Source organism: Aestuariispira insulae, assembly GCF_003385955.1.
In the GTDB taxonomy this organism is placed as follows: domain Bacteria; phylum Pseudomonadota; class Alphaproteobacteria; order UBA8366; family Aestuariispiraceae; genus Aestuariispira; species Aestuariispira insulae.
The window spans coordinates 488132-512531 of the sequence record NZ_QRDW01000002.1 but is presented as its reverse complement, the minus strand read 5'-3'; the positions used below and the strand labels follow the sequence as shown (position 1 = coordinate 512531).

Here is a 24400-nt window from a genome sequence, read left to right as displayed (position 1 = left end):
CTGAATCCTACACCTGGCCGGAGGCCGCAGTCACGGCCGTAATAACCCCGCCGACCCTCTCATCAAATTCGTCGGCCATCTGGGCCATCCAAACCCGTTTTTCCAATTCAGCCGCTTTCTGAGCCAGTTTCCGGTCTGCCTCCAGTTTTTCCATCTGGATGGCATTTTCCTTAAAGACCTGAACCGCTTGCGCCATCTCCCCCAATTCGTTGGCATAATCGACGGCTGGGATCTCCACATGCTTATTACCGCCCGCCAGATCGGTCATCACGGCCGCCATATCGCGAATTGGGCGCGAGAAGCCCCGCCCGATCACCAGACAGAGCCCCATTACGAGCAATGCGGTAAGCGTCATGGAAACAGCGATAATCTGTTTGGTTAAGGCGGCATTGTTCTCCGCCTGCTGTTGGCTTGCCTGCAACCTTGCCTCGCTATCGGCCAAGAGAGCGTCAAACCGGGGTTCCGATTGCGCAAAAAGCGCGCTCAGCTTGCCGGTCTCCGCCTCCACCGTCAGGCGCAACGCCGCCAGCGCGCGAAAATCCTCCAGATAGCTTGCCATCAAACCGGCAATTTCAGCCTGATCCGCCTGAGGGATATCTGATCGGCTCAAGGCATCCAGAAACTCCGCCTCCCGCACGCCCATCCGATCGACATATTTAGGGTCAAGCCTCATCAGGAAATCCTTTTCATGCCGTCGCATCATCAGCATCACGACCGCCAACCGGTCATTTTCAAATGATTTCAGGCGGCTCTCCATATCATGGACCGAGGCGCGCAAGCTGCCACGCAGGCCCTCTTCCTCATTCAGGCCAATCCGGCTCCACACCGAGGCCACATTGGCAAATTGCGTCGCATAGGCCTCATAACCTTCCCGCACAGCCCTCAGCATGTCTATCGTTTCGCTGTCCCCTCCCCGATCATTGAGCCGACTTAGCTGATCGGCCATCTCTTTTGAAATCTCTGCGTGGCGGGCGATATATTTTTCATCCATCCGGATCAGGAAATCCTTCTCCGCACGCCTGGCATTCAGGAATTCATACCGTATCCCCGTAACAGCCTGCCGTTGTTCCATTGCCCTGTCTTGAAGATGTTGAACATTATCCAACTGACGTGAACTGAAAAAATAGACCGCGCCGATCAAGACAAAACCCGCCAAGGCACTAAAGCCGACAGACAGAATCTGTGCGCGTATTCCCGTGGATTTGAGAATAGACATTATCATTTCCCCAATAATCGGGTTCCGCCCGCTCCGCCCCAATTTCCCCGGACGGAGCAAACGGAACCTGCAGCCAATCCATAGAACGGGTGCATCCGGACCTGGGGGTCATAGAGATAAGGGACTTTCCCGTTCCTGACAGGGACATTCATCGACTCCTGTCTTCAACAAGCATTCTTACTTGTCATAAAATCGTAACATAAATCTACCCATGATAAAATTAGGATAATATCAACACCCCTTTAAAGAGTATTTCTTGCATATATCGGTCTCTTCATTTGTCTTATCCGGCCAAAGAAGCATGTCGATTTTCTTTACACATACTGTGACCGCTCTGATCGGTGCGGGTCAGAATTCCAGCAAATATGCGGCTTCCCAAATTAGGTATGGTCCTTGCTTTCTTTTCCGCAGGCTGCCTGACCAGGCAGATTGCCGGGGGCATCGGCACTAACAGGAGTATGGTATGAAAAAATTTGCACTGGCCTTGGTTGGGGCCATGCTGTGGGGTGGCGCGAGCCAGGCCGCCGTGGTGGATTTCACCAATCGGGGCAATGATGAGGATTTTTCCTTCATCTTTGATTTGGGCGATGGCTTAGAACTCGAGGCGATCGGCGGCGAAGGGGAAGGCCCAGACAATGGCGGCCCTTATCTCAGCTTTGAAGATATGTTCGACTGCGATTCCTGCGGTCCCAATGGGACTTCACTGACCCAGGGATTTGGCCTCGGCAGCGGGGAATCGGCGCTCGACACCCACAGTTCTGACGAAGATATCCTGCTGCTTTGGTTCTCAAAAGATGTACGCATTACCGGTCTGACATTCAGCAGCTTTGACCAGGATAACCAGGAAGATCCCGGCCAATCCGATATCGCCCATTTCTACACGGTTTCCTTCGAAGAAGAGACCATAGACCTGCTGGCAAGCTTTACCGGGCAGGATAATACCGGTGATCCGGAAAGCTTTGGTGGTTTCGATTTCACCGGCAGTCTGTTTGCCATCAGCGCCGCCGAGCTTGATGAAGGGGACTCCGATTTCTGGCTGGCCGCGGTCGAATATGACGTGATCGGCAATGTGCCTGCGCCCTTCGGTCTGTCCCTAATGCTTTTGGGACTGGCGGCCACTGGCGGCATACTGCGCAGGCGTGGCTAACCTTTTCCAATTGTTCCGGCAACGGGCAAATAAAAAAGGCGCGGTTGATAAGAACCGCGCCTTTTTTTCATTCATCCATCGGAGTTTATTTCGGAGCATCCGCCGGTGTCAGGTCCGCTTCCGCCTGCTCGGCCTCGGTCGGCCCTTCCAGCATGGCGCTGTCCAGGATCCCGGCATTCTCACGGATCTGGCGCTCAATCTTCTGGGCCATTTCCGTGTTTTCCTTGAGGAAGTTTTTGGCATTCTCACGTCCCTGGCCGATGCGCTGCCCCATGCAGGAGAACCAGGAACCTGATTTCTCCACCACACCAGCATTCACACCCAGGTCCAGCAACTCGCCGGTCTTGGAGAAGCCTTCACCATACATGATGTCAAATTCCACCTGACGGAAGGGTGGCGCCACCTTGTTCTTGACCACTTTCACACGGGTCTGGTTGCCGACAACCTCATCCCGGTCCTTAATCTGGCCGATGCGGCGGATATCCAGCCGGACGGAGGCATAGAACTTAAGTGCATTGCCGCCGGTAGTCGTTTCCGGGCTGCCGAACATGACTCCGATCTTCATACGGATTTGGTTGATGAAGATAACCATACAGTTGGAACGGTTGATGGAGCCGGTCAGCTTGCGCAGTGCCTGGCTCATCAGGCGGGCCTGCAGACCGACATGGGAATCCCCCATCTCGCCCTCCAACTCCGCACGCGGCACCAGGGCAGCCACGGAATCGATCACCAACACGTCGATCGCCCCGCTTCGGACCAGCGTATCGGCAATTTCCAATGCCTGCTCACCCGCATCCGGCTGGGACACCAGCAACTCATCCACATTCACTCCCAGCTTCTTGGCATAAACCGGATCAAGCGCATGCTCCGCGTCGACAAAGGCGCAGGTGCCACCTTTTTTCTGAGCTTCGGCCAAAACATGCAGGGCCAGCGTCGTCTTACCGGAACTTTCCGGGCCGTAGACCTCAATGATCCGACCTTTCGGCAGACCGCCGATCCCCAATGCGATATCCAGCCCCAGCGAACCGGTGGAAATCGCCTCGATATCCATGGCCTGCTGCTGGCCCAGTTTCATGATCGATCCCTTGCCAAAAGACCGTTCAATCTGTCCAAGGGCGGCTTCCAGTGCTTTTTGTTTATCCATGGTATCCTTATCCACCAAACGCAGTGCGGGTTGCGACATCACTCGCCCTCCTTTTGTCATAGGCCATATCAGCTTGCAACTGGGTCCAGCGTACACATTTTGTTCTCATTCTCAAGTTCTTTTTTTGTTCTCATTGAGAAATTGCGGAAAATCAAGCTCTTCTGCATGAAAGTCCAGTCAATCACATGGGTAAGGCGCAAAAAACAGCCTCATTCCCGAAGCGATTTTCAGAGATCCGGTCCACTTGTATTCCCGGTTTTTTGCGAATCGGTCTGCTGATCCAGCGCATCCTTCACCCGGGTCGCCAGCTGTTTCAGGCTGAAGGGTTTCGGCAGGAAATGCACATTCGGTAATTCCGCAACCTCTTTGGCGACCGAATCCTGAGTATAGCCAGAAATGCAGACCACCGGCAGGTCCGGCAACACTTTGCGGACATGGCGGATCAAGGTCGCCCCATCCACCCGGGGCATGACCATGTCGGTCACCAACAGATCAAATGTCTGCTCGCCCTCATCAATAATCTCGACCGCTGCCTCGCCGGTGCGGGCCTCCAGCACCTTATAACCCTTAGACCGCAGAGCCCTGGCCGCAAACAGGCGCACCGCATCTTCATCTTCCACCAGCAGGATATTACCGCCGCCGGTATCGTCGCTGACAGAGCGCTCCACCTCCTTATCCTGCACGGTAGCCATTTCTTCCTCCGCCACCCGTTTCAGATAAATATTGAAGGTCGCGCCCCGGCCGGGACCGTCGCTGTGGGCGACCACAAACCCGCCGGCCTGTCGGATCGAGCCGAAGACCATGGAGAGACCAAGACCAGTCCCCTCGCCCACCTCCTTGGTGGTGAAGAAAGGCTCAAAAATCCGATCCAGGTCATCACGGCTGATCCCTTCACCGGTATCGGCAATGGAAAGCATCACATAATCCCCGACCGGCATGGTCTCGCCGCGCAATTGGTAGGGCCGCTTGGCGGAAAAGTTATCCGTCTGGATGATCAGCCGTCCGCCGCTCGGCATCGCATCTCTGGCGTTGACCGCCAGGTTGATGATCACCTGTTCCAGTTGGACCTGGTCCATCTTGATCGGCCCCAGATCGCGCCCGTGGATCAATTCCAGATCGATCCGCTCCCCCAGCAGGCGCCGCAGCAGGATGGAAAGTTCCGCGAGAATATCGGAAACATTGAGAATTCGAGGCCGCACGGTCTGCTGGCGGGAAAAGGCCAGCAGCTGGCGGATCAGGCCGGCGGCGCGGTTTGCATTTTGCTTAATCTGCATGGCATCGGCAAAAGAGGAATCCCCCGCCTGATGACGTTGCAGCAGCAAATCGCAGAAACCGATAATGGCGGTCAGCATATTGTTAAAATCATGGGCCACGCCACCGGCCAGTTGCCCCACGGCCTGCATCTTCTGGGATTGTGCGAATTGCATTTCCAGGCGCTTGCGTTCGGTCACGTCCAACAAATGCAGCAGGAAACCGCCCTCACCGCCGCTGGTGGTCTGAACCGCACTCATGGTGATGGTCCGATCCGGCACCCCGGCCAGCCGGATATCAATCCCCTCCAATGGTGTGCTGACCTCTTTCCGGCAGCTGTCCAGATAGGCCTGCACCAATTTCTGGTCTTCCTCTATCACGAGGGTCAGGAAATTCCGTCCCGCCGCGGGCTGGTCATCCAAAATATGCCGAAAGGCCATATTGGCCTCGCGCACGGTCAGATCCTCATCCGTGACAACAATACCGAAGGGCGCGCGGTCCAATGCCCGCGACAGCAGGGCCAGACGATCTCCCGCCCGCTCGATCTGGCGGCGGCGTTCGGTCGCTTCGCGAATATGCCAGGCAATCAGGCCGTCTTTCAGGGGAAAAGAGGAGATATCAAACCAACGCGGCCCTTTTGAGCCGGGCAGGACGCTCGATAATTCCGCCCGCCCACCGTTGCCTTTTAGCGACTGCATCCGAAGCTTGATCAGGTCATCCGGCGTCACCGACGGATCCCCGGTCAACCCACCCGCGATCGCACCGACAAGGCCATGATCCTTTTCCGGGAACCAATCCCGGAAACGGTTGTTGGCATAAACAATATCGCCATCCCGATCTTCAATGGCCGATGCCAGGGAATAGCTGTCCTCCATCTCCCGCAGCAATGTCACTTCACGATGCAGGGACCGGCCGCGCCCCAGGGCCAGATACATGGTCCAGAGGCAATACAGACCGAAAATCGCCATTGCCCCAACCACCATGAACATCACTTCGGACGCGACGGCCGCTTCCATCAGCAGTCCGGTCGTGCCGGCGCAAACCGCCACCAACGCCAGAAGGGTCAGACCGAGCCTTCCCGCCATCAATCCGCTCTTGATTTTGCCAGCCTGCATCTCCACCGTTCCTTGACGGCCGGCCCACCAAATGGGGGCTCTGCCTTTAACCCAGTTTTTTCCCTTTAAGATTAAAGACGTAAGAGATCACTTCCGCAACAGCCTTGTAGAATTGTTCGGGAACATAATCCTCCACTTCGGCCGCTGCATAGAGGCCGCGTGCCAGCGGCGGGTTTTCAACAATGGTGATATCATGCTCTTCGGCAATCTCACGGATCTTGAATGCCAATACGTCCTGGCCTTTGGCCACCACCTGAGGCGCCTCCATCTCTTCCGGTCGATAGGCCAGCGCCACGGCAAAATGGGTCGGGTTGGTGACCACCACATCGGCGGTCGGCACCGCCTGCATCATGCGGGACCGGGCACGCTCCTGCCGGATCTGGCGCAGGCGTGCCTTGATCTGGGGGTCCCCCTCCATATTCTTAAATTCTTCCTTCACTTCCTGCTTTGTCATACGCAGCTGCTTGATATGCTGGAAGCGCTGATAGAAAATATCGGCAATGGTGATGGCAAACAGCAGGGCCAGTGACGCCGCCAGCACCTTGAGCACCAGGAAATGCACCTCTTCCATCAGGAATTCCATGCTGGTGCCGGGCAGAACCTCGACAATGCCGGCATAAGGGGCCATGGTCGCCACCCCGATAGCCGCCACCAGGGCGATTTTGATCATGCCCTTGCCGAATTCCACCAGGTTGCTCATTGAGAACCAGCGTTTCACCCCTTTGATCAGGTTGAATTTATCCAGTTTGGGCTTGAGCTTTTCCACCGCCCAGATGATACCGGTTTGCGGATAGCCGGCCGCCAGCGCCAAAATAATGAACATGCCAAAGGGTACCAGCATGATTTTCGTCACGGTCCAAAGCAGACCGGCGAGATAGCCCCCCAGTTCGCCCGGTTGCATCGGTACCTGGTGGGCAAGCTGGATATGTTGTCCCAGGGTGTCTTTCAGGTTGCCCAACAGGTAAGGCGCGATCATCGCCAGCAGGATCGCCACCCCGAACAGCATCATCCAGGTATTCAGCTCTTTACTGACGGCAACCTGCCCCTTGCGTTTGGCATCGGCCAGACGTTTTGAGGTCGGGTCTTCTGTCTTTTGTGACTCGTCGGCCTCTGACATGGCGTCCCGATCTTAATTCAGCAACAGGAAAGGCGACAGGCCTTCCGTGAAGTAACGCATGAACCACAGCATCATTGAGGATATCACAATCCCGAACAATGCGAGGCCCAGGATGATCTGCAATGGCAAACCGATAAAGAATACCTGGAATTGTGGCATCAGCCGGGCCAGCAACCCCAGCAGAACATTATACATAATCGACAAGAGCAGGAAGGGGGAGGCTAATTGCATCCCCATCAAAAAGCTATCTGCCACCAGGCGAGTGATGCTGTTGCTCATGTCGCCCAGAATCGGCATCACGCCGGGGTTAAACATGAAATAGCTGTCGACGATCGCGCCGATCATCAAATGATGCACATCCGTTGCCAGGATGATAACCGAGCCCAGCATGGACAGGAAAACAGAATGCAGGGACCCTTGGCTGCTGATCATCGGGTTGAACAGCATTGCGTTGGCAAAGCCGGTAACGAAAGCAATCACGGTGCCGGCGGTTGACAGGGCGGACGACAAGATCCGCATCACCTGCCCCAGGAACACCCCGATCAAGATTTCACCGCCGATCAGCAGAAACAAAGCCAGAATGCTGTCTGGCAAGGGCGGAATACGATCCGCGACGATGGGGGTTGTGATCAAGGTAATGCCAAGCGCCAGGAACAGCCGGACTCTGGGGCTGATATAGGATTCCCCCAAGGTCGGCATCAACAGGACCACCGCACTGAGGCGCGCAAAAACCATGAAGAACTGATAGGCTTCAAAAGGGACCAGTTCGGAATACACCGCCTATCCCCCGCTATTGGATATTAATGATATGATCGGCAACTAAAGCCATAAAATCAAACAATACATCCATCATCCAGGGGAGAAAAACCAGCATAGACAGGAAAACCACGATGATTTTCGGCACGAAGGTCAGGGTCATTTCCTGGATCTGGGTCAAAGCCTGGAAAATAGCGATTGTGAGACCAACAATCAGGCCGACCATCATGATCGGCAGGCCGAGTTTCAGCAGGACGAAGATGGATTCACGTGCAAAATCGAGGGCTTCTTGTTCGCTCATGGCTGGCCGGTCCGGTTCACCTAGTTTTGGGGGTTGGCTCGATCAGGCTGCACCGATTCCAGGCCAGTGGCAAAACTGAAATCCCGATAGGCACTTATTCCGAAGTCCATTGAATAAAGAATTAAGTGCCTAACCCGGCGTCAAATCGGCATACGCATGATTTCCTGATAGGCGGAAATAATCCGATCACGCACCGTCACCACGGTTTTGAGGGTCGTTTCCGCATGGGCAACAGCTGTCACCACATCGGAAAGCTCCGCCCGACCGGCAACCGCTTCCATACTCATTTTTTCCGCGCCCCGGTTGGCGTCAATGGTCTGCTGGCCAAAATCCTTGACCATATTCATGAAATGAGTGCCGGCATCGACTGAACCGCTGCTCTTGGGCTCCGCGCCCTTGATCGCGTTCAATGCGTTGGTTCTGTAGGCGGCTGCCACATCTGCCGGATTGATTGCCATTTTCACTCTCCTGGCCCTTACCCGGTTGAATTTTCCGGGTATCGGGGCCAACCCTTAAATAGAACAGTCCCCTATTATAAGCCCTGATTCCTTACTTCAGCAAATCGATCGTGCGATCCACCATGCTTTTTGTCGACTGGATCACATTCAGGTTGGCCTCGTAAGAACGCTGCGCCTCACGCATGTCCATCATTTCAACCAACCCCTTTACGTTGGGCCGCTTGTAATAGCCGGTCTCATCAGCGGCCGGATGCCCCGGATCATATTGCAGCGTGAAGGAAGACAGATCCTCGCTGATCTTGGTTGGGCGCACCAATTCTGCGCCAATCTCTCGATCCAGCACATTCTTGAAGGTAACGACTTTCCGGCGATAGGGATCGCCACCGGCGGTTTCAGCCGTGGAATCCTTGTTCGCGATATTTTCGGAAATAACCCGCAAACGCGTGCCCTGCGCGCGCATGCCGGAACCAGCGATATAGAAGGATGATTTCAGTTGGTCCATGGTCTCTCTCCCTTATCGGCCGCCGCCGCTGCCCAGTGCGATGTTGTACAAATTGGTGTATTTGGAGAAGAGAGAGGTCGCCAGTTTGTAATCCGCACCGGTCTCATGCATTTTCATCATCTGCTCTTCCACGACAACACCGTTGCCGTCAGGCGCAAATTCATAAGGCTGCTTGGTCCGGAAAGACTTATGGGAACTGGTATCGGAATGCCCTTTGATATGCCCCTCTGATGTTTGGGACAGGGAGATCCGCTTTTCAGTGTTCCGCAGCTCTTCGCGGAAATTAATGCCGACCAGATCCTTGGATCGATAACCAGGCGTATCGGAGTTTGCGATATTCTGGGACAAAACCCGCTGACGCTGGGTCAGCCAGTTCATCTTTACCTGCATCATGCCGAATAATGGTGTCGATTCCAGGGACATAGTCACTCTCCTCATTTGTTCTGAACCGGCCTCTCACCTCCGGTTCATTCACTCTCTCGCCAAACACAGAAGCAATATACGGGCCAAACCATCTGATCCGGCGCGAATTCCTTATAAAACAATAAATTACTGACAGCCCCCCGATAAATGAGCTACTCTTGCACTCAAGGATCGGCGGTCAGTTTTGCCTAGCGGAGACAAATGGCAGAAGAAGAAAAAGACGGATTGGAAAATTTGCTCGGCACCCCCAAGGCAGCAGAAGAGGCCAAGGCGGATATTGCCAGCAAAGGCGAATCAACCAATGATTCCGTTGCTGTTGCCTTATCCTATGACCCCGCCGACCGGGACAGTGCGCCTTCTGTGGTGGCATCGGGCAAAGGCAGCTTAGCGGAACGCATCTTGGAAAAAGCCGCCGAGCATGGAGTGCCGATCCACAAGGATGCCGATCTGGTATCCATCCTCGCCGCAACCGAAGTCGGCGAAGAGATACCGGTGGAAGCCTTTATTGCCGTGGCTGAAATTCTGAGATTCGTCTATGCCGCTAACGGACGCAAGTTAACAGGTGGTTGAGTCGGATCGGCCCCACAAGAAAACATGAATGGAAGTGGAAGATATTATGTCCCAAGCCGAACTTGAAAACCGTATCAAAGGCATGATCGAAGAGATCGAGCAGGCACGGGTCAATCTCTCCCAGGGCAAGGATTTTGGATTGGAAGCGATCGGGGAGCGCGTCGCCGCCGCCTGCGCCGAAGTTACGGCCCTTTCGGACGAAGATTCAGTGGAACTGCGCCCGATCCTTGAGACATTGCGAACCGATCTGATCAATTTTTCCGAAGAACTGGGCGAAATCAGCCGTCGGTTGAAGGAAATTGAAGACCAGGAAGCTGAAGCCGCAAAAGAAGCCCAGAATGAAGCCCAAAATGGTGACGAAGGTTAAACCTGTCTGGGCTATGTCCTGCCGCTTGATACCGTCCGATTGCTTGTAGGATCCTCGCCATGAATGAAGTCGTGGGTACAGCAGATTATTTCCGTTTTCTCCTGGCCCTGATTCTTGTGATTGGCCTGATCGGTATCTGCGCGGTGATTTTGCGCAAATATGGCCTCCGTCTGGCCGGGCCGCAGGCCAGAGGTGGAAAAAGACGCCTGTCGGTGGAGGAAATCCTGCCTGTGGATGCCAGACATCGGCTGGTTCTGGTCCGCCAGGATGATCAGGAACATCTGATTTTGATCGGTGCCGGCAACAGCCAGCTTATCCATTCAGGCATAAAAGTTGCTCAGTCACAGGAATCGGATGATCCTGCCGAAAAGCCGCGACAAGACCATCCGGAGAAACCGATTACGACCGGAACTTTGTCCAGATTTCAAAATTTGCTGGTCCGCAATGGACAAGAAAAAAGTGACTCGGATTGATATGACGCGCTGTCCCGACAAATCCAAAGGCATGAAGGCCAAGAGGGGAACAGAACCACCCATGAAATTCCGGCAGGAGAAATCCCTGCCGGTGAAAGCCCTGTTGATCTCGGCCCTGGCTTTCTGCCTGAGCCTGGGACTGTTGTGGTCCGCACCGGCCCTGGCGCAATCGGTCAATATTGAAATCGGCGAAGGCGGCACAGTGACGGGCCGCCTGATCCAGTTGGTGGCGCTGCTCACGGTTTTGTCCCTGGCACCATCCGCCCTGGTTATGGTGACATCTTTTACCCGGATCGTGATTGTTCTTTCCCTGCTGCGAACCGCCCTTGGCGCTCAGCAATCGCCGCCCAATTCGGTCCTGATCAGCCTGGCATTGTTCATGACTTTTTTCATCATGCAGCCAACGTTGGAAGAAGCCTATAGCAAAGGCATCGCGCCTCTGATTGAGGAACAGATCACCGAAGAAGAAGCCTTCGACCAGACCGTGGCTCCATTGCATGCCTTCATGATGCGCCATGTGCGTGATCAGGACTTGAAATTGTTCATGGATATCGGACAGATCGAAACGGTCCAGAACCGTGAGGATACCCCCTTGAGGGCGCTGATACCGGCCTTCATGATATCCGAGCTGAAACGTGCCTTTGAAATCGGCTTCCTGCTATTCGTGCCTTTCCTGATCATTGATATGGTGGTTGCATCCGTTCTCATGTCCATGGGCATGATGATGCTGCCGCCGGTGATGATATCCCTGCCCTTTAAACTGATTTTCTTTGTGCTCGTGGACGGCTGGTATCTGGTGGTCGGGTCTCTGGTGCAGAGTTTTGTGCCAGTATAGGGGGTGACAGAGGTGATGGGGCTTAAGAGCATGACACATGATTGATCCACAACCCGATGGCCACCTGCCCGTCGCGGCGGAAAAACGAACGGCCGATGGCACCGCGCCAGATCTCGAACACGGGCGGATGATCAATGGTGGTGAAAATCTCTGGATGACAGAAATCCAGTCCGTGCTGGCCCAGTCGGGCACCAAAAAGACAACGGCCTATCTGTCCCATGAATGCCGGATGGAGCGTCTGCCCCATTCGGAAACCTATCTTGGCGGCGGTCGGGAAATCTTCCAAAAAGAAAAGCCTTGGGAGTTTCTAACCTACACCCAAGAAGGCCGCATTTATCAATTTGGCAACCCGGCAGTCATGACCGTACCGCCTTCGTCCGAGGGCGATGGCACCTTTCCGCCGGCGTTTGAAATCAAAGGGTGCAACAGCCAAGCCCATTGCCCGGACCGGCAGATCTATTATTTCGACTATGACGAAATCCATGAACGATTGCTGAGCAACCAAATTTCGGTTCGCAGCCTCTTCCTGCAAGTAAGTTGGTCCACTGGCGGCGATGACTGGACCCTGTACAGCCCCTGTCGTTATGTGAATTTTTCCAACCCGGCATTTCAGACATCAAGCTATATCCAGCCAATCGCCGGAACGGTTCTCATGCCTGTGGGTGACAGTTTCGTCCCTGGCAGCATCGCCTGCAGCCTCAATGACAAGGGAGACCATATCATTGAAGCCAGCAGCCGTGTGTTCCGCGATATGGCGGAATGGCGGATCCGTCAGGAACAGCCCCCGGAGGTCGCCCGGAAAAGTATCCGGGATGTCCAGCAGGTGATGCCAACATTTTTCCTAAGCCAGGATCATATCATCCCGATCAATGGCACCGTGCGCCTTTACAGGTATCTCTGACATAGCCAGCCTCCCGCCCTTCGGGTGAGACCGTCATCCCTGAGGGCTGAAATCCTCCAAACCATCCCCACCGGGGCTTGTCGGCGTGGCCAGAAGTTTGTCACGATAATTATTCATGAAAGCGTTGAACATATCACTATTGGCCAATTGCTGAATGGTATCTTGCAGCTTCGCCGTGTTACCGCTTTCGACCGGCGTTGCGATGAACCGATAGGTGCTGGCATAGGAACTGTTATTCATCGCCGGTCCATAAAGATCATTCAACAGGGCAATGCCATCGTCATCACTATTGAGAAGCAATGCAACGGCCCAGTTCAGGACGAAACGGGCTTTTTCGTCGGTCATGCCGACCTCCGCCTCTTCCGGCGGATCCCCGGCGAGACGCTGCAGAACCTTGGCCACCTCCGCCCAGTTTTCCTCGTTCCAATAAATATCCCGTCGCAGCATGTCGGCCTCGATGCTGATATCACCGGCCAGTAATTTGATCGCTTCGTCGATATCGCCATTTTCATAAGAAGCCTTGGCCTTCAAGCGCCTGCGATCATCTTCCAATTCCCGGTCCAATTCCGGAAAACTTGTAGCCGCCAGGGCTGCTAAGGCGCCTTGAGGATCACCATCAATCAGCCGGATCAGTGCTAACTTGGCCCCAACCCGCGCTTTTTCCTCTCCGACCAGGCGGTTTTTAAGCTGATGCTCCAGCAACGTCGCCGCCCGGGAGAGCAGATCGACCGCAATCAGCCTGTCCGCCAGTTTCTCAAGCATCAAATCGCCATCCGGCCCGGCGGGTGTCAATTCCCGGAACGCGTCAAATATCGCCAGCGCCCTGAGTGGCGGCAACCTGTCCGCCTCTCCATCCAGATAGAGCCTCCGAAAAATATCCAGCATATTCGCCCGGATACCCTGCGCGATCGGATCTTCACCAAAATAGGTGACGGCCGTGCGCATGGCACCTAGTCCGTTCATATAGTCATTATCCTGGATATAGATCTCGCCCAGACGGCGCAGCACCTGCAATTCAAACCCGTCCCCGCGCCATTGGTAGCTGAGATGGTCCAGGGTTTCGGTTGCTTCTTCCTTGCTGATCACCCCTTGCTTGAGATTCATATTAACCAAGGCATATTGTGAGAGAACCGAATATTTCCAATCTTTCCCCTCGGCCAAATCGCGCCACAACAAATCCGCCGTATCAAGGTCGTTATAGGTGAAGGCGACCCGGGCCTGATAAAACCGAAGTGCGGCCAACTGCCCACGCTGCAGCAGGTCCGGTTTGCGGTCCAGTTCCTTCAACCAACTGTCGGCGCTTTGCAGCGACCTGTTAACCAGAGCCGATTCGACCCTGAGCAATCCCAAACGCCCCCGCAAAGGATAGGGATAACGCAATAACAGCGAGTCGCCGGATTTGAAGTTATTTTCGGCATCTTGCCATTGTTCGGTTTCCGCCAATGCCGCCCCACGCCAAACCGCGATCTCAGCAAAGCCATTCAACCGCGGGTCATTTAGGTCCCCTAACGCTTCTTGGTAATCGCGATTGAGGAATTTTGCGGCTCCGCGCAGCGCCCGAAATTCCGGGCGTGTCGCAATATTCGGCTCTTCCCCTTCTATCACCTTGATCACGCCCATGGCTTCCGGGCCGCGCTGGCGGGCGATGTAAAAACGGGCCAGATCCATCCTGGCATCATTGATCTTTTCGACCGGCACTTCGGTAATCGCCCGGTAGAGCGCTTGTTCCGCTTCCAGATAATCCTCATATTCGCCATGCTTCCAGCTCTCCAGATCAAACAATCGTCTGGCTGAAAGCTCCGGCCCGGAAGAAACCGGCGCTTCGGGGGATACCGCGGAAATATGAAGCCCGTCAGGGCTTGTAAGCTGGAACCCATTCAAATCCCGATCCAGCAGCAAATCATCGATGGCCGGCTGGACCACCAACCCCTGGGCCGACGGCAAAATGGTGAATTCCGGATAAACCCGCCTGCCCCGTATGCCGTATCCAGGTTCCTTAAAGGCGGCGATACGCAGGGTATCACCGACATTGGGATCAAAGAGATTGATCAAGCCGCCCGGATCCGTGGTCGGGAACAACAATTGCGGCCCGACATCCGCATCAGTCGTCGCCTCAATCGTCATCTGGTTCCTTGGTCGGATCGGCTTTTTTCTAAAATCAATGACCCAATCAAAACCTTCCCGCTTGGCGATCGGATTGATCCCCGGTTGGGTTCGCAAACCAAGCACTGTCGCGCCGGTGTTGGGGTATTGTTCGATACGCTCGATCAGGGGCTGGCCACGCTGGCGCAAAGGAGCCAGATCGATTGTCGCTTTGCGGTCAAAAACAATCCAAACCTGGGCATCGCGCCTGAAGACCGCAGCGCCAACATCTTCCGGCCATGAAAATGTCAGACTGACCGGCGCCGGTCCTTCTTCGTCAGGCGCATTGTCCCGCACGGACAGATCACCGGGCCGGTTCAGGTTCAGATTGCCCTCGATCGCTGCTTGCTGGGCCGCTTCATCCTCAGCTTCGATCCGCAGGCGTTCTTCTTCCTGGCGTGCGCGCTCTTCCTCGCTCAGAACCGCCTCTTCCGAAGCCTCGGCCGCTTGCTCACCTGCGGGCGCTCCCTCAATTTGCGGATCCGCGGTAACCTCGCCGACCGGTGATGCCTCCGGCACCGGCGGTGTCAGGGACAGAGGATTGTCCGCACTGGCATTGGACGACGGCTCACCCTCCGCGGTCCCCGGGGGGCTGGCTGCGGCTTCTTCATCAGTCGATGCCACGGGCTGTTCCGCTGTCGGCGAGGTTTCGGCGACCGGCTCGATCGGACCTTCGGAGACCGTCTGGGCTCCTGCCACTGCCGGTGCCTCGCCCTTCAGGATATCAATCACAACCTTTTCACCGGATTTGAAATGCCGGACCGTCCTGTTTTCCGGTATTTGCAGGGAGAATCTGGTGCGCCCGTCGCGTATCTCACTTTGCGGGTTGCTGACCCCGGCGGGAAGTTGGCCCCGCACATTTGCCAGATTTATGCTGGCCGGGCGATTGAATTCAACCGTCAGGCTGCCGCCCTGCTTCGCGCTTTGATAAGTCACAGGCTGAATCCAATCAAAGACCAGACGGTCAAAAGTAGGATGTTCACCAACCCGCACACCAAGAGCCGGCGCCGCCTGGGTTGTTTGAGTTGCCTGGGGTGCCTGAGGGGTGGCATCCTGCCCCGGACGCAGATCAACCACCACCGAATTGCCGTTGGCAAAGCTGTTGACCCGGACCGGCTGCTTTAACTGGAAACGTACTGCCCGACCATTTTCGACAATTTCTCCCGAGACAAGATAGTCGGATAATTGCTGTTGAACGGCGCCGAAACTGGATTCAAGCGTTCGATCAAAGCGAACCGTCAGCTGTTGGTTGGCCGCATCCACTTCAAAGCCGACCGCCGCCGGCCAATCGAATACCAGGCGGCCAAAATCTGAATGCGCCCAGCCCCGGGTGCGCACCGCCTCTTGTGCAAAGGCAAAATCTGCCGCCAAAAGGGCCGCTGCCGGTAGCAGCAGGCCCAGCAGGCCTTTTCGAATGCCCTTAGCCTCGGTCATGGCTGGCCTCCCGCATCCGGATAGATAACGATGTCAACACGGCGCGCCAACTCATAACGCCGCTCTTCCGAGAGGTTGGGATTAAGATACCGGTACTGTCCATTGGCCATTCCAAAAACTGTCAATTCCCCCGGATAACCCGATTCCTTCAGATAGTCAGCCACAGAAAGCGCCCTGGCCAGGGACAATTCCCAATTGGACTGATAGGATTTGTTGGAAACCGGCAACGGATCCGTATGCCCGACGATGATGATCTGATTACCAAATTGGCTGAAAACGCCGGCCAGGCGGAACAATGCCTGCTCAGCCTCTGCCGCAATCAATGCGTTGCCGGGCAGAAAGACACTGTCAGACGGCAGTGATATCACCACCCGATCATCCAGCAAATTGACCTGCGCTTTGGCGAGGGTCTGATCCCTGGACAGATTCTCACTCAGGATCTGGGACAAATATTCCGGTGATAAAGCACGAAGAAGGGACACAGTCGCAATATTCCGCTCGCTAACCGGTGCCGGTTCGGTCTTGGGCGATGGTTCCAGACTGAGCGATACCAGGGAAACAATGGCATCCCATTTTTCCGATTGTACATGGGACATGGAAAATAGCATGACAAAAAACGCCAACAGCAGAGCCGTGACATCGCCGAAACTGATCAACCAGATCGGAGCCTTTTCCTTTTCACTATGTTCGTCTTCATCCTCGATTTCGAACATGCCCATCATTCCGACAGATTATCGAAAGTATTAAAACTCTCATCATCAGGATGGATATAAAAACGCATCCTGATATTGCGTGAATCGCCTTTCAGCAGGCCGATGGAAACCCCGGATGGCGGTGCACCGGCCCCTACCAGCGCCCGGGCAAAGTTGGCGGCCCGCGCAAAGGACAGGTTGCGATCATCCGAATCATCTTCCCGGATGATGGTCTCCAACGGATCATGCAAATTCAGAAAATCGAACGACCCTGCCGGCTGTTCCGGTTCCGGGTCCGCTTCCTCTTCTTTAGGCGGGATCACCGGAAGGGTTGTCTTCACATCCCGCAGGTCGTCCACGCCCATGACAAACTGCATTTCGGATGTAAACCCTTCAAGTCTTGCCGCCAGTGCAAGAGCCGTGGCCTTGATCAGATCCTTGCGGTCGGCCCGAACATCGAGCTGCCCGCCAATGAAGAGATCGTTGACCGGCATTTCAAACTGCATGACCCGGCCTTCCGTTAATGTCTCAACGGTTGTCAACGGTATTGCCGTGATCCAGAGCCGCTCAACCTCGGCCATCACCTCTTCCGGCTGCGGAACCGGCCCCAAAGTGGAAATCAGGATCTCACGCACATTTTTTTTTGCCAGTTGCGCCTGGAAGGTCGAGGCAACCGACTGAATCACCTTGCGGGATTTGGTTTCCTCAAAGGTGGAAAGCGCATTTAGCAGAATGAAAAAAGCGAGCAGCAACAAGAACAAGCTCAGGAACATGACTGGTCCTGTATCTTTACTCTTATAGGTCTGTTGTTCCTTGCTTTCCATTCAGGTTCCGGAAACGCTGTCTAAATCTATTAATTTTATAGCAGAAAGAGCGGTTTTGCGGAAACAAAAAGCCGGGTAAGCATTTGAAGCTTCCCGGCTTTTCCGGATCACAGCGCATCCTCCAGCATTGGGAGGCCGCCTTGTTCCCTTCAGGGATCAGAAGTTTCCGATCACACTGGTCAATTTCGCCTTCAATGTCGCAGCATTGAACGGCTTTACGATATAGTTGCTCACACCGGCTTCCTTGGCCGCGATCACGTTTTCGGTTTTACTTTCCGCCGTGATCATGATGAAAGGCATATCGCGCATCTTCTCATCTGCCCGCACTTCGCGCAGCAGCTGGATACCGGTCATCGGCTCCATGTTCCAGTCAGAGATGACCAGACCATAATCCTTAGCCCGCAGCTTTGCCAACGCATCGCTGCCATCAATGGCTTCGTCTACATTGTTGAACCCAAGCTGTTTCAGAAGGTTCCGAATAATTCGCAGCATCGTCTTGTAATCATCGACGATCAAGATCGGCATGTTCATGTCGACAGCCATGGTGTCCTCCGGTCAAACATTCCCAATACAACAGCGCAGACGTGATAATACGGCCCCGCCTTTCTGGATCAAACCCTGTTCCCGATTTTTTTCTCCGTATCAGGAACCGTCTAATTCTTGGCCGTCTTGTAATAAAAAGCAAGACAAGACTGACCGAGCGTTAGCTTATACCCTTGGAATCACTGTATCAACTGACTCCTTAAGGAATTATTGAAGCATTGAGGCAAATTCCTGAAACAACGCATGTGCGAATCACTGCGGCAATTCAGGCAGTTTCCTGATTTCCGCCAACTCACGTGTGACTAGGCGTGCTTTTTCTGGCTGCATCGCCGCCATAATTGGTGCGATTTTCCGTTCCTGCATGCCGCGTAAAACTGCCAACAGGGTTTCCATTTCCATTTCGTTGAAAATCTGGGCCGCGGATTTAGGCTTCATATTCGAATAAATATTCACCAGTTTTTTGGCTTCGTCCCGCTGTTCTTGCTGATAAACCTTGAGCAGATCATCAATCTCAGCCTTGATTTCCGTCAACCGCTCCTGCTTTTCCAGCAACTGCATCTCAACACCGCGCAGAAGTGCCTCGCGCTCCTGCAGCCTCTGCTCCCGGATATTCAGTTCGCGCCGACGTGCAACAAGCTCGTGCAGCAGCAGCCGCTCGCCAGAGCTCAAATCGGAATAATCCCCCTCCGCCAGAGGGTCATCCACATCAATGGTCTCCGCCGGCAGCATGTCTTCGGGAATCTCATCGCCGCCATCCAGAGCCGGCACTTCCTCTCCCACAGGTGGCGCCTCTTCCTGGGCGACAGCCGCACTGCCACCAAAAACCGGCGCTTTAAAACCACGCACTTCCGGGGATTCGCTGTCAAAGCCCTGCCAAACAGAGCCAAGTTTGACAGTGATCATCAGGACCGAAGCAAAAATCAATATGGGAAATAATCCGATACGCATGGACATCAGCCCTATCTCATACCCTGAAGGGCTTTCAGCAGATCCGCTTTGGATTTTGCCTTAACCTCGTTTTCTCCGGCAGGCCGCTCCTTGGATTGAGGCTTCGAAACGCCCCCTTCCTTAGCTGCGGCGCCACTGCCGGCCTGCGCCGCCTCCACGGCTGGCTCAGACCGGCCACCCGCCTGATAGGCGGTGCGCCCGGACCGGATACCCTCTTCCAGGCGATTGGCAATTTCCTCGCCACGATCAAGCATATAGCTCAGATCGGCGCGCAATGTTTCCGCCTTGCCCACCGCATCCTGGACCGCTTCGATATTTTCCTGAGTATGACGCTTAACTTTCTGGATGGCCTCTTCCGCCCGCTCCGTCGACGCGACAAATCCGCCCAACAGTTTTTCCAGTTCCGCTTTGTTGTTGTGCAGGGCGGAGATATGCCGGTTCAACCGGACCGCATATACCAGCACCGCGATGAGCAGACCGATGAAAACCAGATCGATCAAAATGCCAAAATCGGTGAATTCCATGACCGTCACTCACCTTCCATCTTCGAATCAATCCGAACGGCGATATTGCCGCCACGGCGCCCCATCGCGCCTTTGAACATGGGCACATTGCCACAACGCAATTCAACGGGTGAATCCGCATTCACCTGCAACGGCAGGAATGTTCCAGGTTCCCAATCCAGCACATCACCCAGGGTGCTGCTGACTTCATCCAGAACCACTTCGATCGGCACCTCGGTAAACCAAAGTTCGGTCGCCAGATGGTTTTCCCAGATCGAGTCGCGACCGAATTTCTCCCCCATGAACATCTGCAGCAGCAGCTCACGCACAGGCTCCAATGTCGCATAGGGCAGCAACAGTTCCAGCCGACCGCCCCGGTCTTCCATATCGATCCGGAAACGCGCCAAAATCGCGGCGTTGGCCGGTCGGGCAATGGTGGCAAAGCGCGGGTTGGTCTCCAACCGGTCAAACCGCATGGAAACCGAACTCAACGGGTCAAATGCTGCGGACAGATCCGCCAGCACCACCGCAATCATCCGTTCCACAAGGTTGCGTTCGATGGTGGTATAGGGCCGCCCCTCAATCCGCATGGCCGCCGTGCCTCGGCGTCCGCCAAGAAGAACATCCACAATCGAGTAGATAAGCGAGCTGTCGACCGTGATCAGACCATAGTTATCCCATTCCTCGGCCTTGAAAACCGCCAACATAGCAGGCAGCGGAATGGAATTCAGGTAATCGCCAAAACGGATGGAGGTAATATTATCCAGGCTGACTTCCACGTTATCAGAGGTAAAATTACGCATGGATGTGGACATCATGCGTACCAAGCGGTCATAGACCACCTCCAGCATCGGCAGGCGCTCATAAGAGACCATGCCGGAATCGATAATCGCCTCGATCCCCGACTGGCTGCCGTCATCAGCGCCTTCCTGGAAACCCAGCAGACTGTCAATTTCATCCTGGTTGAGCACGCGCGCAGCGGCGGCGCCCATGGCCGGCTCGGAATCCTCATCCGCCATCGCCGCCCATTCGGCCGCTAACGCATCATCCTCTTCACCGTCTTCCGTCAGATCTGATTCGTCGTCAACCATCATCATCCGCTTGTCCGAGGAACACAAAAACCAGCAAAAGCTATCATGTTCCGACCGTTACAGTATAAACCAACATTTTCCGGGCACGAAGCCGTGAAAAACACACTCAGCAAAAAACGCGCCAGCCCTATTGGATCAGCATATCCTTAAACAAGACATCCTTGATCTTGGTCGGATGCACCGCCTGGTTCACCCGGTTCAAGAGTTCTTCCTTGATCCGGTAAACCCCCTGGCTTCCTTCCAGTTCCTCCAGACGCAGTTCGCGCAGGAACACCTGGAAATTGTCAATGATCCGCGGCTTTACCGCCTCTATCCTGGCTTCGTCTTCCGCTTTCTCAAGTTCAAAGGTCACTTGCAACTTGAGGAATTTCTGCTTGGTGCCGGCCGTATTCAATGTGACCAGGATCTCATCAAGATCAACGAACACGCCCGGCTCGTTCGATCCGCGAGCAGGCCCTTCCATGCCTTCTTCTTCGGTAAGCATCTCCTCTTCCGGCGTTTCCCCGAGCAAGGGATCCAGCACACCGGAGAAAAACACACCGGCAGCCGCACCGATCAGAAGCAGAATCGGCAAGGCAATGAACAAAACCAGCTTCTTGCCACTGACTCTGCCACCACCGCCTTCTTCGTCGGCATCATCAATATCTTCGGCTTCTTCGCTCATACCATTGGCCCCGAATATAAATACAACACTTTAACCATCCGAAATACTAACCGACTCACAGTGAAATAAACATAATTATTATCCCGGCAAAGAAAAGACGGCAAAAACCCCCATAATCCCAGCCAGGCTTTACTGAGCCGGAAATTCCTTGCCGCCCTCCAGGGAAAATCTTGCCATCAACCACCATTTTTTCCGCCCTCCCCATGCCCGACCACAGCTTCCCACGGGGGCAAATCTTTACTTATCCAACTGAAATAATTCATTTTTCCATTTCTGGCACAGCCTTTGCTCCTATGACCGCCGAGAGAGTTCCGGCCTGAGAAACCGGATGGGAAATGAGAGGAGCACCCAATGGAGAATACCTCCTACATTGCATTGTCGCGCCAGATGACACTCCGCACGGAGATGAACATCGTGGCAAACAACATCGCCAATGCGAACACCCCGGCCTACAAGGCGGAGAAGGTTGTATTCCAGGAGTTCCTGGACCGGACGAAAAATAGCGAGAAGCTGTCTTTCGTGCAGGATATCGGCCTAGCCCGCGACATCCGCGAAGGCCCCCTGACCACGACCGGCAACCCATTGGATGTTGCCATCTCCGGCGATGGATATTTCATCGTGGAAACCCCGCTGGGTGATCGCTACACACGCCACGGCCGCTTTCAGCTCGATGCCGGCGGCCAACTGGTCGACAGCGAAGGCCATCCGGTGAAAAGTGCCGGTGCGCCTTTGGTGGTCCCGGCGGGCCAAGGCGAAATATCCATTGCGCCGGACGGCACGATGTCCACATCCGAAGCCGTGATCGGCAAGCTTTCCATCGTGAAGTTCGAGGATGAATATGACCTGAAAAAAGGCGCTAACGGTCTGTATTCCACTGAACAGGAACCGGAAGAGATCACCTCGCCACAGCTGGTTCAGGGCATGCTGGAGGATTCCAACGTGCAGCCGATCATTGAGCTGAGCCGGATGATCATGGTGCAACGCGAATACCAGTCCGTGCAGAATTTTATCAAACAGGAAAACGACCGGATGAAAAAGGCGATCGATAAACTGTCCCGACAGTCCTGATCCCGCATCCCCTCACCTGTTTTATGAATAACCAGGCGACACCCGCCCGTCGGCAGGACACGCCAGAAAAGGAGAGAAATCATGCGTTCATTGAGTATCGGCGCGACGGGCATGCTGGCCCAGCAGCTGAACGTGGAAGTGATTTCCAACAACATCGCCAATATGAACACCACCGCCTATCAGCGCCGGCGTGCTGAGTTCCAGGATCTTTTGTATCAGAACCAGCGGCGTGTGGGCTCTGCTTCGTCTGATACCGGAACCATTGTGCCGGTAGGTGTGCAGGTTGGCCTCGGCGTAAAAACCGCCGCTGTTTACAGAATTACCGAGGCTGGCAACCTGACATTGACAGAAAACACACTGGATCTGGCGATCAACGGCAACGGATATTTCCAGGTAACCCTGCCAAGCGGGGAAACCGCCTATACCCGCGCAGGCTCCTTCCAGCTTGATTCAGAAGGCACCATCGTCACCGCCGATGGCTTCCAGGTTAACCCCGGTATCACCGTGCCCGACAACACCATCGACATTACCGTCAACAGCAGCGGCGAAGTTTTGGCCACCATCGACGGACAGGTTGCCCAGTCCAATCTGGGCCAGATCCAGCTGGCCAGCTTTTCCAACCAGGCCGGCCTGCTGGCGATCGGGGATAATCTGTATCTCGAAACAGCCGCCTCCGGCGGCCCGACGACAGGCAATCCGGATTCAACCGGGTTTGGCAGCATTCAGCAGGGGTTCCTGGAAACCTCGAACGTGAATGTGGTGGAAGAGATCACGAATTTGATCACCGCGCAGCGCGCATACGAAATGAACTCCAAGGTCATCGAAACCTCGGATGAAATGATGCAGCAGATGACCCAGGTCACCTGATGAGAGTTAACGGACAAAAACCCAGGGAAGAGAGGAAGAGGAAAATGAGAAATCATATCACCCGGCATTTCTCCCGACTGCTGTCCGGCCTGACCATCGCCTTCACGATCGGTCTGACCGGTCCGGCAGCCGCGACGGACAAGGATACCATCAGTGCGCCTGTCATGCTGCGCTCACAAGTCAGCGTCGATAACGACCAGATACGGCTCGGCGATGTTTTCCTGAATGTTGATAAATATGCAGAGCGGACCATTGCCCGCGCGCCAGGCCCCGGCAAATCCATCACACTCAAGGCCAGCTGGCTTTGGCGTGTTGCCAATTTCTATAGTCTGGATTGGCGCCCGACCAGCAAGCTGGACACTGCAACCGTTACCCGTAGCAGCATTGAGATCGACAGCGAACAGATGGTCAGCCAGATCCGGGCTGAGATAGAAGACAAATATCGAGGCGAAGGCCCATTCGAAATTGACCTGGATCGCAATCTGCTGTCCATCCAGCTGCCAACCAATGTCGAACCAGGCATTCGCGTACGTAACCTCAACATAGATCAGCGCAGCGGTCGGTTTTCCGCTACAGTCGTCGCACCGGCACAAGGCAACATCCTGGCCAGCATTCCGCTCAGCGGCAGCATCTACGAAATAATCGAAGTGGCCGTGCCCGCCAGGCGGTTAATGCGAAACGAGATCATTACCGCAAGGGACCTGCAGGTCATCCGGGTTCGCAAATCCGATATCCTGCGCCATGCCGTCACGGATGCTGACCACCTGATCGGAATGGCCGCCAAACGGGTGCTAATATCCGGAAACGCAGTCACCCTGGATGATATCCAGGAACCGATTCTGGTCCAGCGTAATACCCGTGTCACCGTCGAACTTCAAACCGATTTCATGCAGCTGACCGCGCAAGGCAAGGCCATGCAGTCCGGCGCACGGGGTGAAATCATCCAGGTACGCAACCTGACCAGCGGCAAAACCATCGAAGCCGTAGTCACCGGAGCCAATCTGGTCACCGTGGCCATGCCGACCCAATCGGCCATGCGTTAGGAGAT

General features: G+C 54.9%; 26 protein-coding genes. 9 read left to right on the top strand and 17 right to left on the bottom strand.

Features of this window, described 5'->3' with window-relative positions; all coding sequences use genetic code 11:
* Positions 1 to 7: 7 nt before the first annotated feature.
* Entirely contained in the window at positions 8 to 1216 is a 1209-nt protein-coding gene (locus DFP90_RS08455) for a HAMP domain-containing protein (protein ID WP_181905254.1), read from the bottom strand.
* Positions 1217 to 1679: 463 nt separating this feature from the next.
* Here DFP90_RS08455 and DFP90_RS08450 point away from each other — a divergent pair, with 463 nt between their 5' ends.
* Entirely contained in the window at positions 1680 to 2363 is a 684-nt protein-coding gene (locus DFP90_RS08450) for a hypothetical protein (RefSeq protein WP_115936013.1), read from the top strand.
* An 85-nt stretch (positions 2364 to 2448) separates the two neighbouring features.
* Here DFP90_RS08450 and recA read toward each other — a convergent pair whose 3' ends face one another.
* From recA to flgB, 8 genes are all read right to left on the bottom strand, one after another.
* A complete protein-coding gene (gene recA, locus DFP90_RS08445; protein WP_115936012.1) occupies positions 2449 to 3546 on the bottom strand; it encodes a recombinase RecA in 1098 nt (365 codons plus the stop codon).
* 188 nt (positions 3547 to 3734) lie between these two features.
* A complete protein-coding gene (locus DFP90_RS08440; RefSeq protein ID WP_115936011.1) occupies positions 3735 to 5873 on the bottom strand; it encodes a hybrid sensor histidine kinase/response regulator in 2139 nt (712 codons plus the stop codon).
* 46 nt (positions 5874 to 5919) lie between these two features.
* Positions 5920 to 6990: a flagellar biosynthesis protein FlhB gene (gene flhB / locus DFP90_RS08435; protein ID WP_115936010.1), complete on the bottom strand. Its 1071-nt coding sequence runs from the start codon at positions 6988 to 6990 to the stop codon at positions 5920 to 5922.
* Positions 6991 to 7002: 12 nt separating this feature from the next.
* The gene (gene fliR, locus DFP90_RS08430; protein ID WP_115936009.1) at positions 7003 to 7767 is read right to left on the bottom strand and encodes a flagellar biosynthetic protein FliR; all 765 of its coding nucleotides are present in this window, start codon (positions 7765 to 7767) and stop codon (positions 7003 to 7005) included.
* Between the two features lie 13 nt (positions 7768 to 7780).
* Positions 7781 to 8047 carry a flagellar biosynthesis protein FliQ gene (fliQ, locus tag DFP90_RS08425; RefSeq protein ID WP_115936008.1) on the bottom strand — a complete coding sequence of 89 codons (267 nt, stop codon included), beginning with the start codon at positions 8045 to 8047 and terminating at the stop codon, positions 7781 to 7783.
* 140 nt (positions 8048 to 8187) lie between these two features.
* Entirely contained in the window at positions 8188 to 8505 is a 318-nt protein-coding gene (gene fliE / locus DFP90_RS08420) for a flagellar hook-basal body complex protein FliE (protein ID WP_115936007.1), read from the bottom strand.
* Positions 8506 to 8596: 91 nt separating this feature from the next.
* On the bottom strand, positions 8597 to 9007 hold the full coding sequence (gene flgC, locus DFP90_RS08415) for a flagellar basal body rod protein FlgC (RefSeq protein WP_115936006.1): 411 nt from the start codon (positions 9005 to 9007) through the stop codon (positions 8597 to 8599).
* Between the two features lie 12 nt (positions 9008 to 9019).
* On the bottom strand, positions 9020 to 9430 hold the full coding sequence (gene flgB, locus DFP90_RS08410; RefSeq protein ID WP_181905253.1) for a flagellar basal body rod protein FlgB: 411 nt from the start codon (positions 9428 to 9430) through the stop codon (positions 9020 to 9022).
* 201 nt (positions 9431 to 9631) lie between these two features.
* On the opposite strand from flgB, the gene DFP90_RS08405 reads away from it, so the two are divergent.
* From DFP90_RS08405 to DFP90_RS08385, 5 genes are all read left to right on the top strand, one after another.
* Positions 9632 to 10000, top strand: a complete 369-nt coding sequence (locus DFP90_RS08405) for an EscU/YscU/HrcU family type III secretion system export apparatus switch protein (protein ID WP_115936004.1) — start codon at positions 9632 to 9634, stop codon at positions 9998 to 10000.
* A gap of 46 nt (positions 10001 to 10046) precedes the next feature.
* A complete protein-coding gene (locus DFP90_RS08400) occupies positions 10047 to 10367 on the top strand; it encodes a hypothetical protein (RefSeq protein WP_147300977.1) in 321 nt (106 codons plus the stop codon).
* Positions 10368 to 10426: 59 nt separating this feature from the next.
* Positions 10427 to 10840, top strand: a complete 414-nt coding sequence (locus DFP90_RS08395) for a FliO/MopB family protein (RefSeq protein WP_115936002.1) — start codon at positions 10427 to 10429, stop codon at positions 10838 to 10840.
* A gap of 61 nt (positions 10841 to 10901) precedes the next feature.
* Complete coding sequence (gene fliP, locus DFP90_RS08390) at positions 10902 to 11675, top strand: flagellar type III secretion system pore protein FliP (RefSeq protein ID WP_115936114.1); 774 nt, start codon at positions 10902 to 10904, stop codon at positions 11673 to 11675.
* A gap of 37 nt (positions 11676 to 11712) precedes the next feature.
* Entirely contained in the window at positions 11713 to 12576 is an 864-nt protein-coding gene (locus DFP90_RS08385; protein ID WP_115936001.1) for a hypothetical protein, read from the top strand.
* A gap of 33 nt (positions 12577 to 12609) precedes the next feature.
* Here the strand turns inward: DFP90_RS08385 and DFP90_RS08380 are convergent, their stop codons facing one another.
* The 8 genes from DFP90_RS08380 to DFP90_RS08345 all read right to left on the bottom strand — a co-directional run bounded on the left by DFP90_RS08380 (position 12610) and on the right by DFP90_RS08345 (position 21417).
* Positions 12610 to 16152: a tetratricopeptide repeat protein gene (locus tag DFP90_RS08380; protein ID WP_115936000.1), complete on the bottom strand. Its 3543-nt coding sequence runs from the start codon at positions 16150 to 16152 to the stop codon at positions 12610 to 12612.
* Positions 16149 to 16865, bottom strand: coding sequence for an OmpA/MotB family protein (locus tag DFP90_RS08375; RefSeq protein ID WP_181905252.1), 717 nt, complete (start codon positions 16863 to 16865; stop codon positions 16149 to 16151). The genes DFP90_RS08380 and DFP90_RS08375 overlap by 4 nt, the downstream gene beginning before the upstream one ends.
* A 5-nt stretch (positions 16866 to 16870) precedes the next feature.
* Complete coding sequence (locus DFP90_RS08370) at positions 16871 to 17668, bottom strand: hypothetical protein (protein ID WP_115935998.1); 798 nt, start codon at positions 17666 to 17668, stop codon at positions 16871 to 16873.
* 156 nt (positions 17669 to 17824) lie between these two features.
* Positions 17825 to 18211: a response regulator gene (locus DFP90_RS08365; RefSeq protein WP_115935997.1), complete on the bottom strand. Its 387-nt coding sequence runs from the start codon at positions 18209 to 18211 to the stop codon at positions 17825 to 17827.
* Between the two features lie 252 nt (positions 18212 to 18463).
* Positions 18464 to 19165: a MotE family protein gene (locus DFP90_RS08360; RefSeq protein ID WP_115935996.1), complete on the bottom strand. Its 702-nt coding sequence runs from the start codon at positions 19163 to 19165 to the stop codon at positions 18464 to 18466.
* A gap of 5 nt (positions 19166 to 19170) precedes the next feature.
* Positions 19171 to 19683, bottom strand: coding sequence for a DUF6468 domain-containing protein (locus DFP90_RS08355; RefSeq protein WP_115935995.1), 513 nt, complete (start codon positions 19681 to 19683; stop codon positions 19171 to 19173).
* 5 nt (positions 19684 to 19688) lie between these two features.
* Positions 19689 to 20759: a flagellar motor switch protein FliM gene (fliM, locus tag DFP90_RS08350; RefSeq protein WP_425452150.1), complete on the bottom strand. Its 1071-nt coding sequence runs from the start codon at positions 20757 to 20759 to the stop codon at positions 19689 to 19691.
* Positions 20760 to 20880: 121 nt separating this feature from the next.
* Positions 20881 to 21417, bottom strand: a complete 537-nt coding sequence (locus DFP90_RS08345) for a flagellar basal body-associated FliL family protein (protein WP_115935994.1) — start codon at positions 21415 to 21417, stop codon at positions 20881 to 20883.
* A gap of 351 nt (positions 21418 to 21768) precedes the next feature.
* Between DFP90_RS08345 and flgF the strand changes: the two genes are divergently transcribed.
* From flgF to flgA, 3 genes are all read left to right on the top strand, one after another.
* Positions 21769 to 22485, top strand: coding sequence for a flagellar basal-body rod protein FlgF (gene flgF / locus DFP90_RS08340; RefSeq protein ID WP_115935993.1), 717 nt, complete (start codon positions 21769 to 21771; stop codon positions 22483 to 22485).
* 81 nt (positions 22486 to 22566) lie between these two features.
* The gene (gene flgG / locus DFP90_RS08335; protein WP_115935992.1) at positions 22567 to 23352 is read left to right on the top strand and encodes a flagellar basal-body rod protein FlgG; all 786 of its coding nucleotides are present in this window, start codon (positions 22567 to 22569) and stop codon (positions 23350 to 23352) included.
* 44 nt (positions 23353 to 23396) lie between these two features.
* Positions 23397 to 24395: a flagellar basal body P-ring formation chaperone FlgA gene (gene flgA, locus DFP90_RS08330; RefSeq protein ID WP_181905251.1), complete on the top strand. Its 999-nt coding sequence runs from the start codon at positions 23397 to 23399 to the stop codon at positions 24393 to 24395.
* Positions 24396 to 24400 lie beyond the last annotated feature (5 nt).

What these genes read in the sequence shown, in the direction of transcription:
- flgG (WP_115935992.1), top strand. Translation starts at nt 22,567, where the DNA reads ATGCGTTCATTGAGTATCGGCGCGACGGGCATGCTGGCCCAGCAGCTG.
- fliP (WP_115936114.1), top strand. Translation starts at nt 10,902, where the DNA reads ATGAAATTCCGGCAGGAGAAATCCCTGCCGGTGAAAGCCCTGTTGATC.
- flgA (WP_181905251.1), top strand. Translation starts at nt 23,397, where the DNA reads ATGAGAAATCATATCACCCGGCATTTCTCCCGACTGCTGTCCGGCCTG.
- recA (WP_115936012.1), bottom strand. Translation starts at nt 3,546, where the DNA reads ATGTCGCAACCCGCACTGCGTTTGGTGGATAAGGATACCATGGATAAA.
- DFP90_RS08380 (WP_115936000.1), bottom strand. Translation starts at nt 16,152, where the DNA reads ATGACCGAGGCTAAGGGCATTCGAAAAGGCCTGCTGGGCCTGCTGCTA.
- fliE (WP_115936007.1), bottom strand. Translation starts at nt 8,505, where the DNA reads ATGGCAATCAATCCGGCAGATGTGGCAGCCGCCTACAGAACCAACGCA.
- DFP90_RS08375 (WP_181905252.1), bottom strand. Translation starts at nt 16,865, where the DNA reads ATGTTCGAAATCGAGGATGAAGACGAACATAGTGAAAAGGAAAAGGCT.
- flgF (WP_115935993.1), top strand. Translation starts at nt 21,769, where the DNA reads ATGGAGAATACCTCCTACATTGCATTGTCGCGCCAGATGACACTCCGC.
- DFP90_RS08395 (WP_115936002.1), top strand. Translation starts at nt 10,427, where the DNA reads ATGAATGAAGTCGTGGGTACAGCAGATTATTTCCGTTTTCTCCTGGCC.
- flgC (WP_115936006.1), bottom strand. Translation starts at nt 9,007, where the DNA reads ATGGACCAACTGAAATCATCCTTCTATATCGCTGGTTCCGGCATGCGC.
- DFP90_RS08450 (WP_115936013.1), top strand. Translation starts at nt 1,680, where the DNA reads ATGAAAAAATTTGCACTGGCCTTGGTTGGGGCCATGCTGTGGGGTGGC.
- DFP90_RS08370 (WP_115935998.1), bottom strand. Translation starts at nt 17,668, where the DNA reads ATGGAAAGCAAGGAACAACAGACCTATAAGAGTAAAGATACAGGACCA.
- DFP90_RS08360 (WP_115935996.1), bottom strand. Translation starts at nt 19,165, where the DNA reads ATGTCCATGCGTATCGGATTATTTCCCATATTGATTTTTGCTTCGGTC.
- fliM (WP_425452150.1), bottom strand. Translation starts at nt 20,759, where the DNA reads ATGATGATGGTTGACGACGAATCAGATCTGACGGAAGACGGTGAAGAG.
- fliQ (WP_115936008.1), bottom strand. Translation starts at nt 8,047, where the DNA reads ATGAGCGAACAAGAAGCCCTCGATTTTGCACGTGAATCCATCTTCGTC.
- DFP90_RS08385 (WP_115936001.1), top strand. Translation starts at nt 11,713, where the DNA reads ATGATTGATCCACAACCCGATGGCCACCTGCCCGTCGCGGCGGAAAAA.
- flgB (WP_181905253.1), bottom strand. Translation starts at nt 9,430, where the DNA reads ATGTCCCTGGAATCGACACCATTATTCGGCATGATGCAGGTAAAGATG.
- flhB (WP_115936010.1), bottom strand. Translation starts at nt 6,990, where the DNA reads ATGTCAGAGGCCGACGAGTCACAAAAGACAGAAGACCCGACCTCAAAA.
- DFP90_RS08405 (WP_115936004.1), top strand. Translation starts at nt 9,632, where the DNA reads ATGGCAGAAGAAGAAAAAGACGGATTGGAAAATTTGCTCGGCACCCCC.
- DFP90_RS08455 (WP_181905254.1), bottom strand. Translation starts at nt 1,216, where the DNA reads ATGTCTATTCTCAAATCCACGGGAATACGCGCACAGATTCTGTCTGTC.
- DFP90_RS08345 (WP_115935994.1), bottom strand. Translation starts at nt 21,417, where the DNA reads ATGAGCGAAGAAGCCGAAGATATTGATGATGCCGACGAAGAAGGCGGT.
- DFP90_RS08440 (WP_115936011.1), bottom strand. Translation starts at nt 5,873, where the DNA reads ATGCAGGCTGGCAAAATCAAGAGCGGATTGATGGCGGGAAGGCTCGGT.
- DFP90_RS08400 (WP_147300977.1), top strand. Translation starts at nt 10,047, where the DNA reads ATGTCCCAAGCCGAACTTGAAAACCGTATCAAAGGCATGATCGAAGAG.
- DFP90_RS08355 (WP_115935995.1), bottom strand. Translation starts at nt 19,683, where the DNA reads ATGGAATTCACCGATTTTGGCATTTTGATCGATCTGGTTTTCATCGGT.
- DFP90_RS08365 (WP_115935997.1), bottom strand. Translation starts at nt 18,211, where the DNA reads ATGGCTGTCGACATGAACATGCCGATCTTGATCGTCGATGATTACAAG.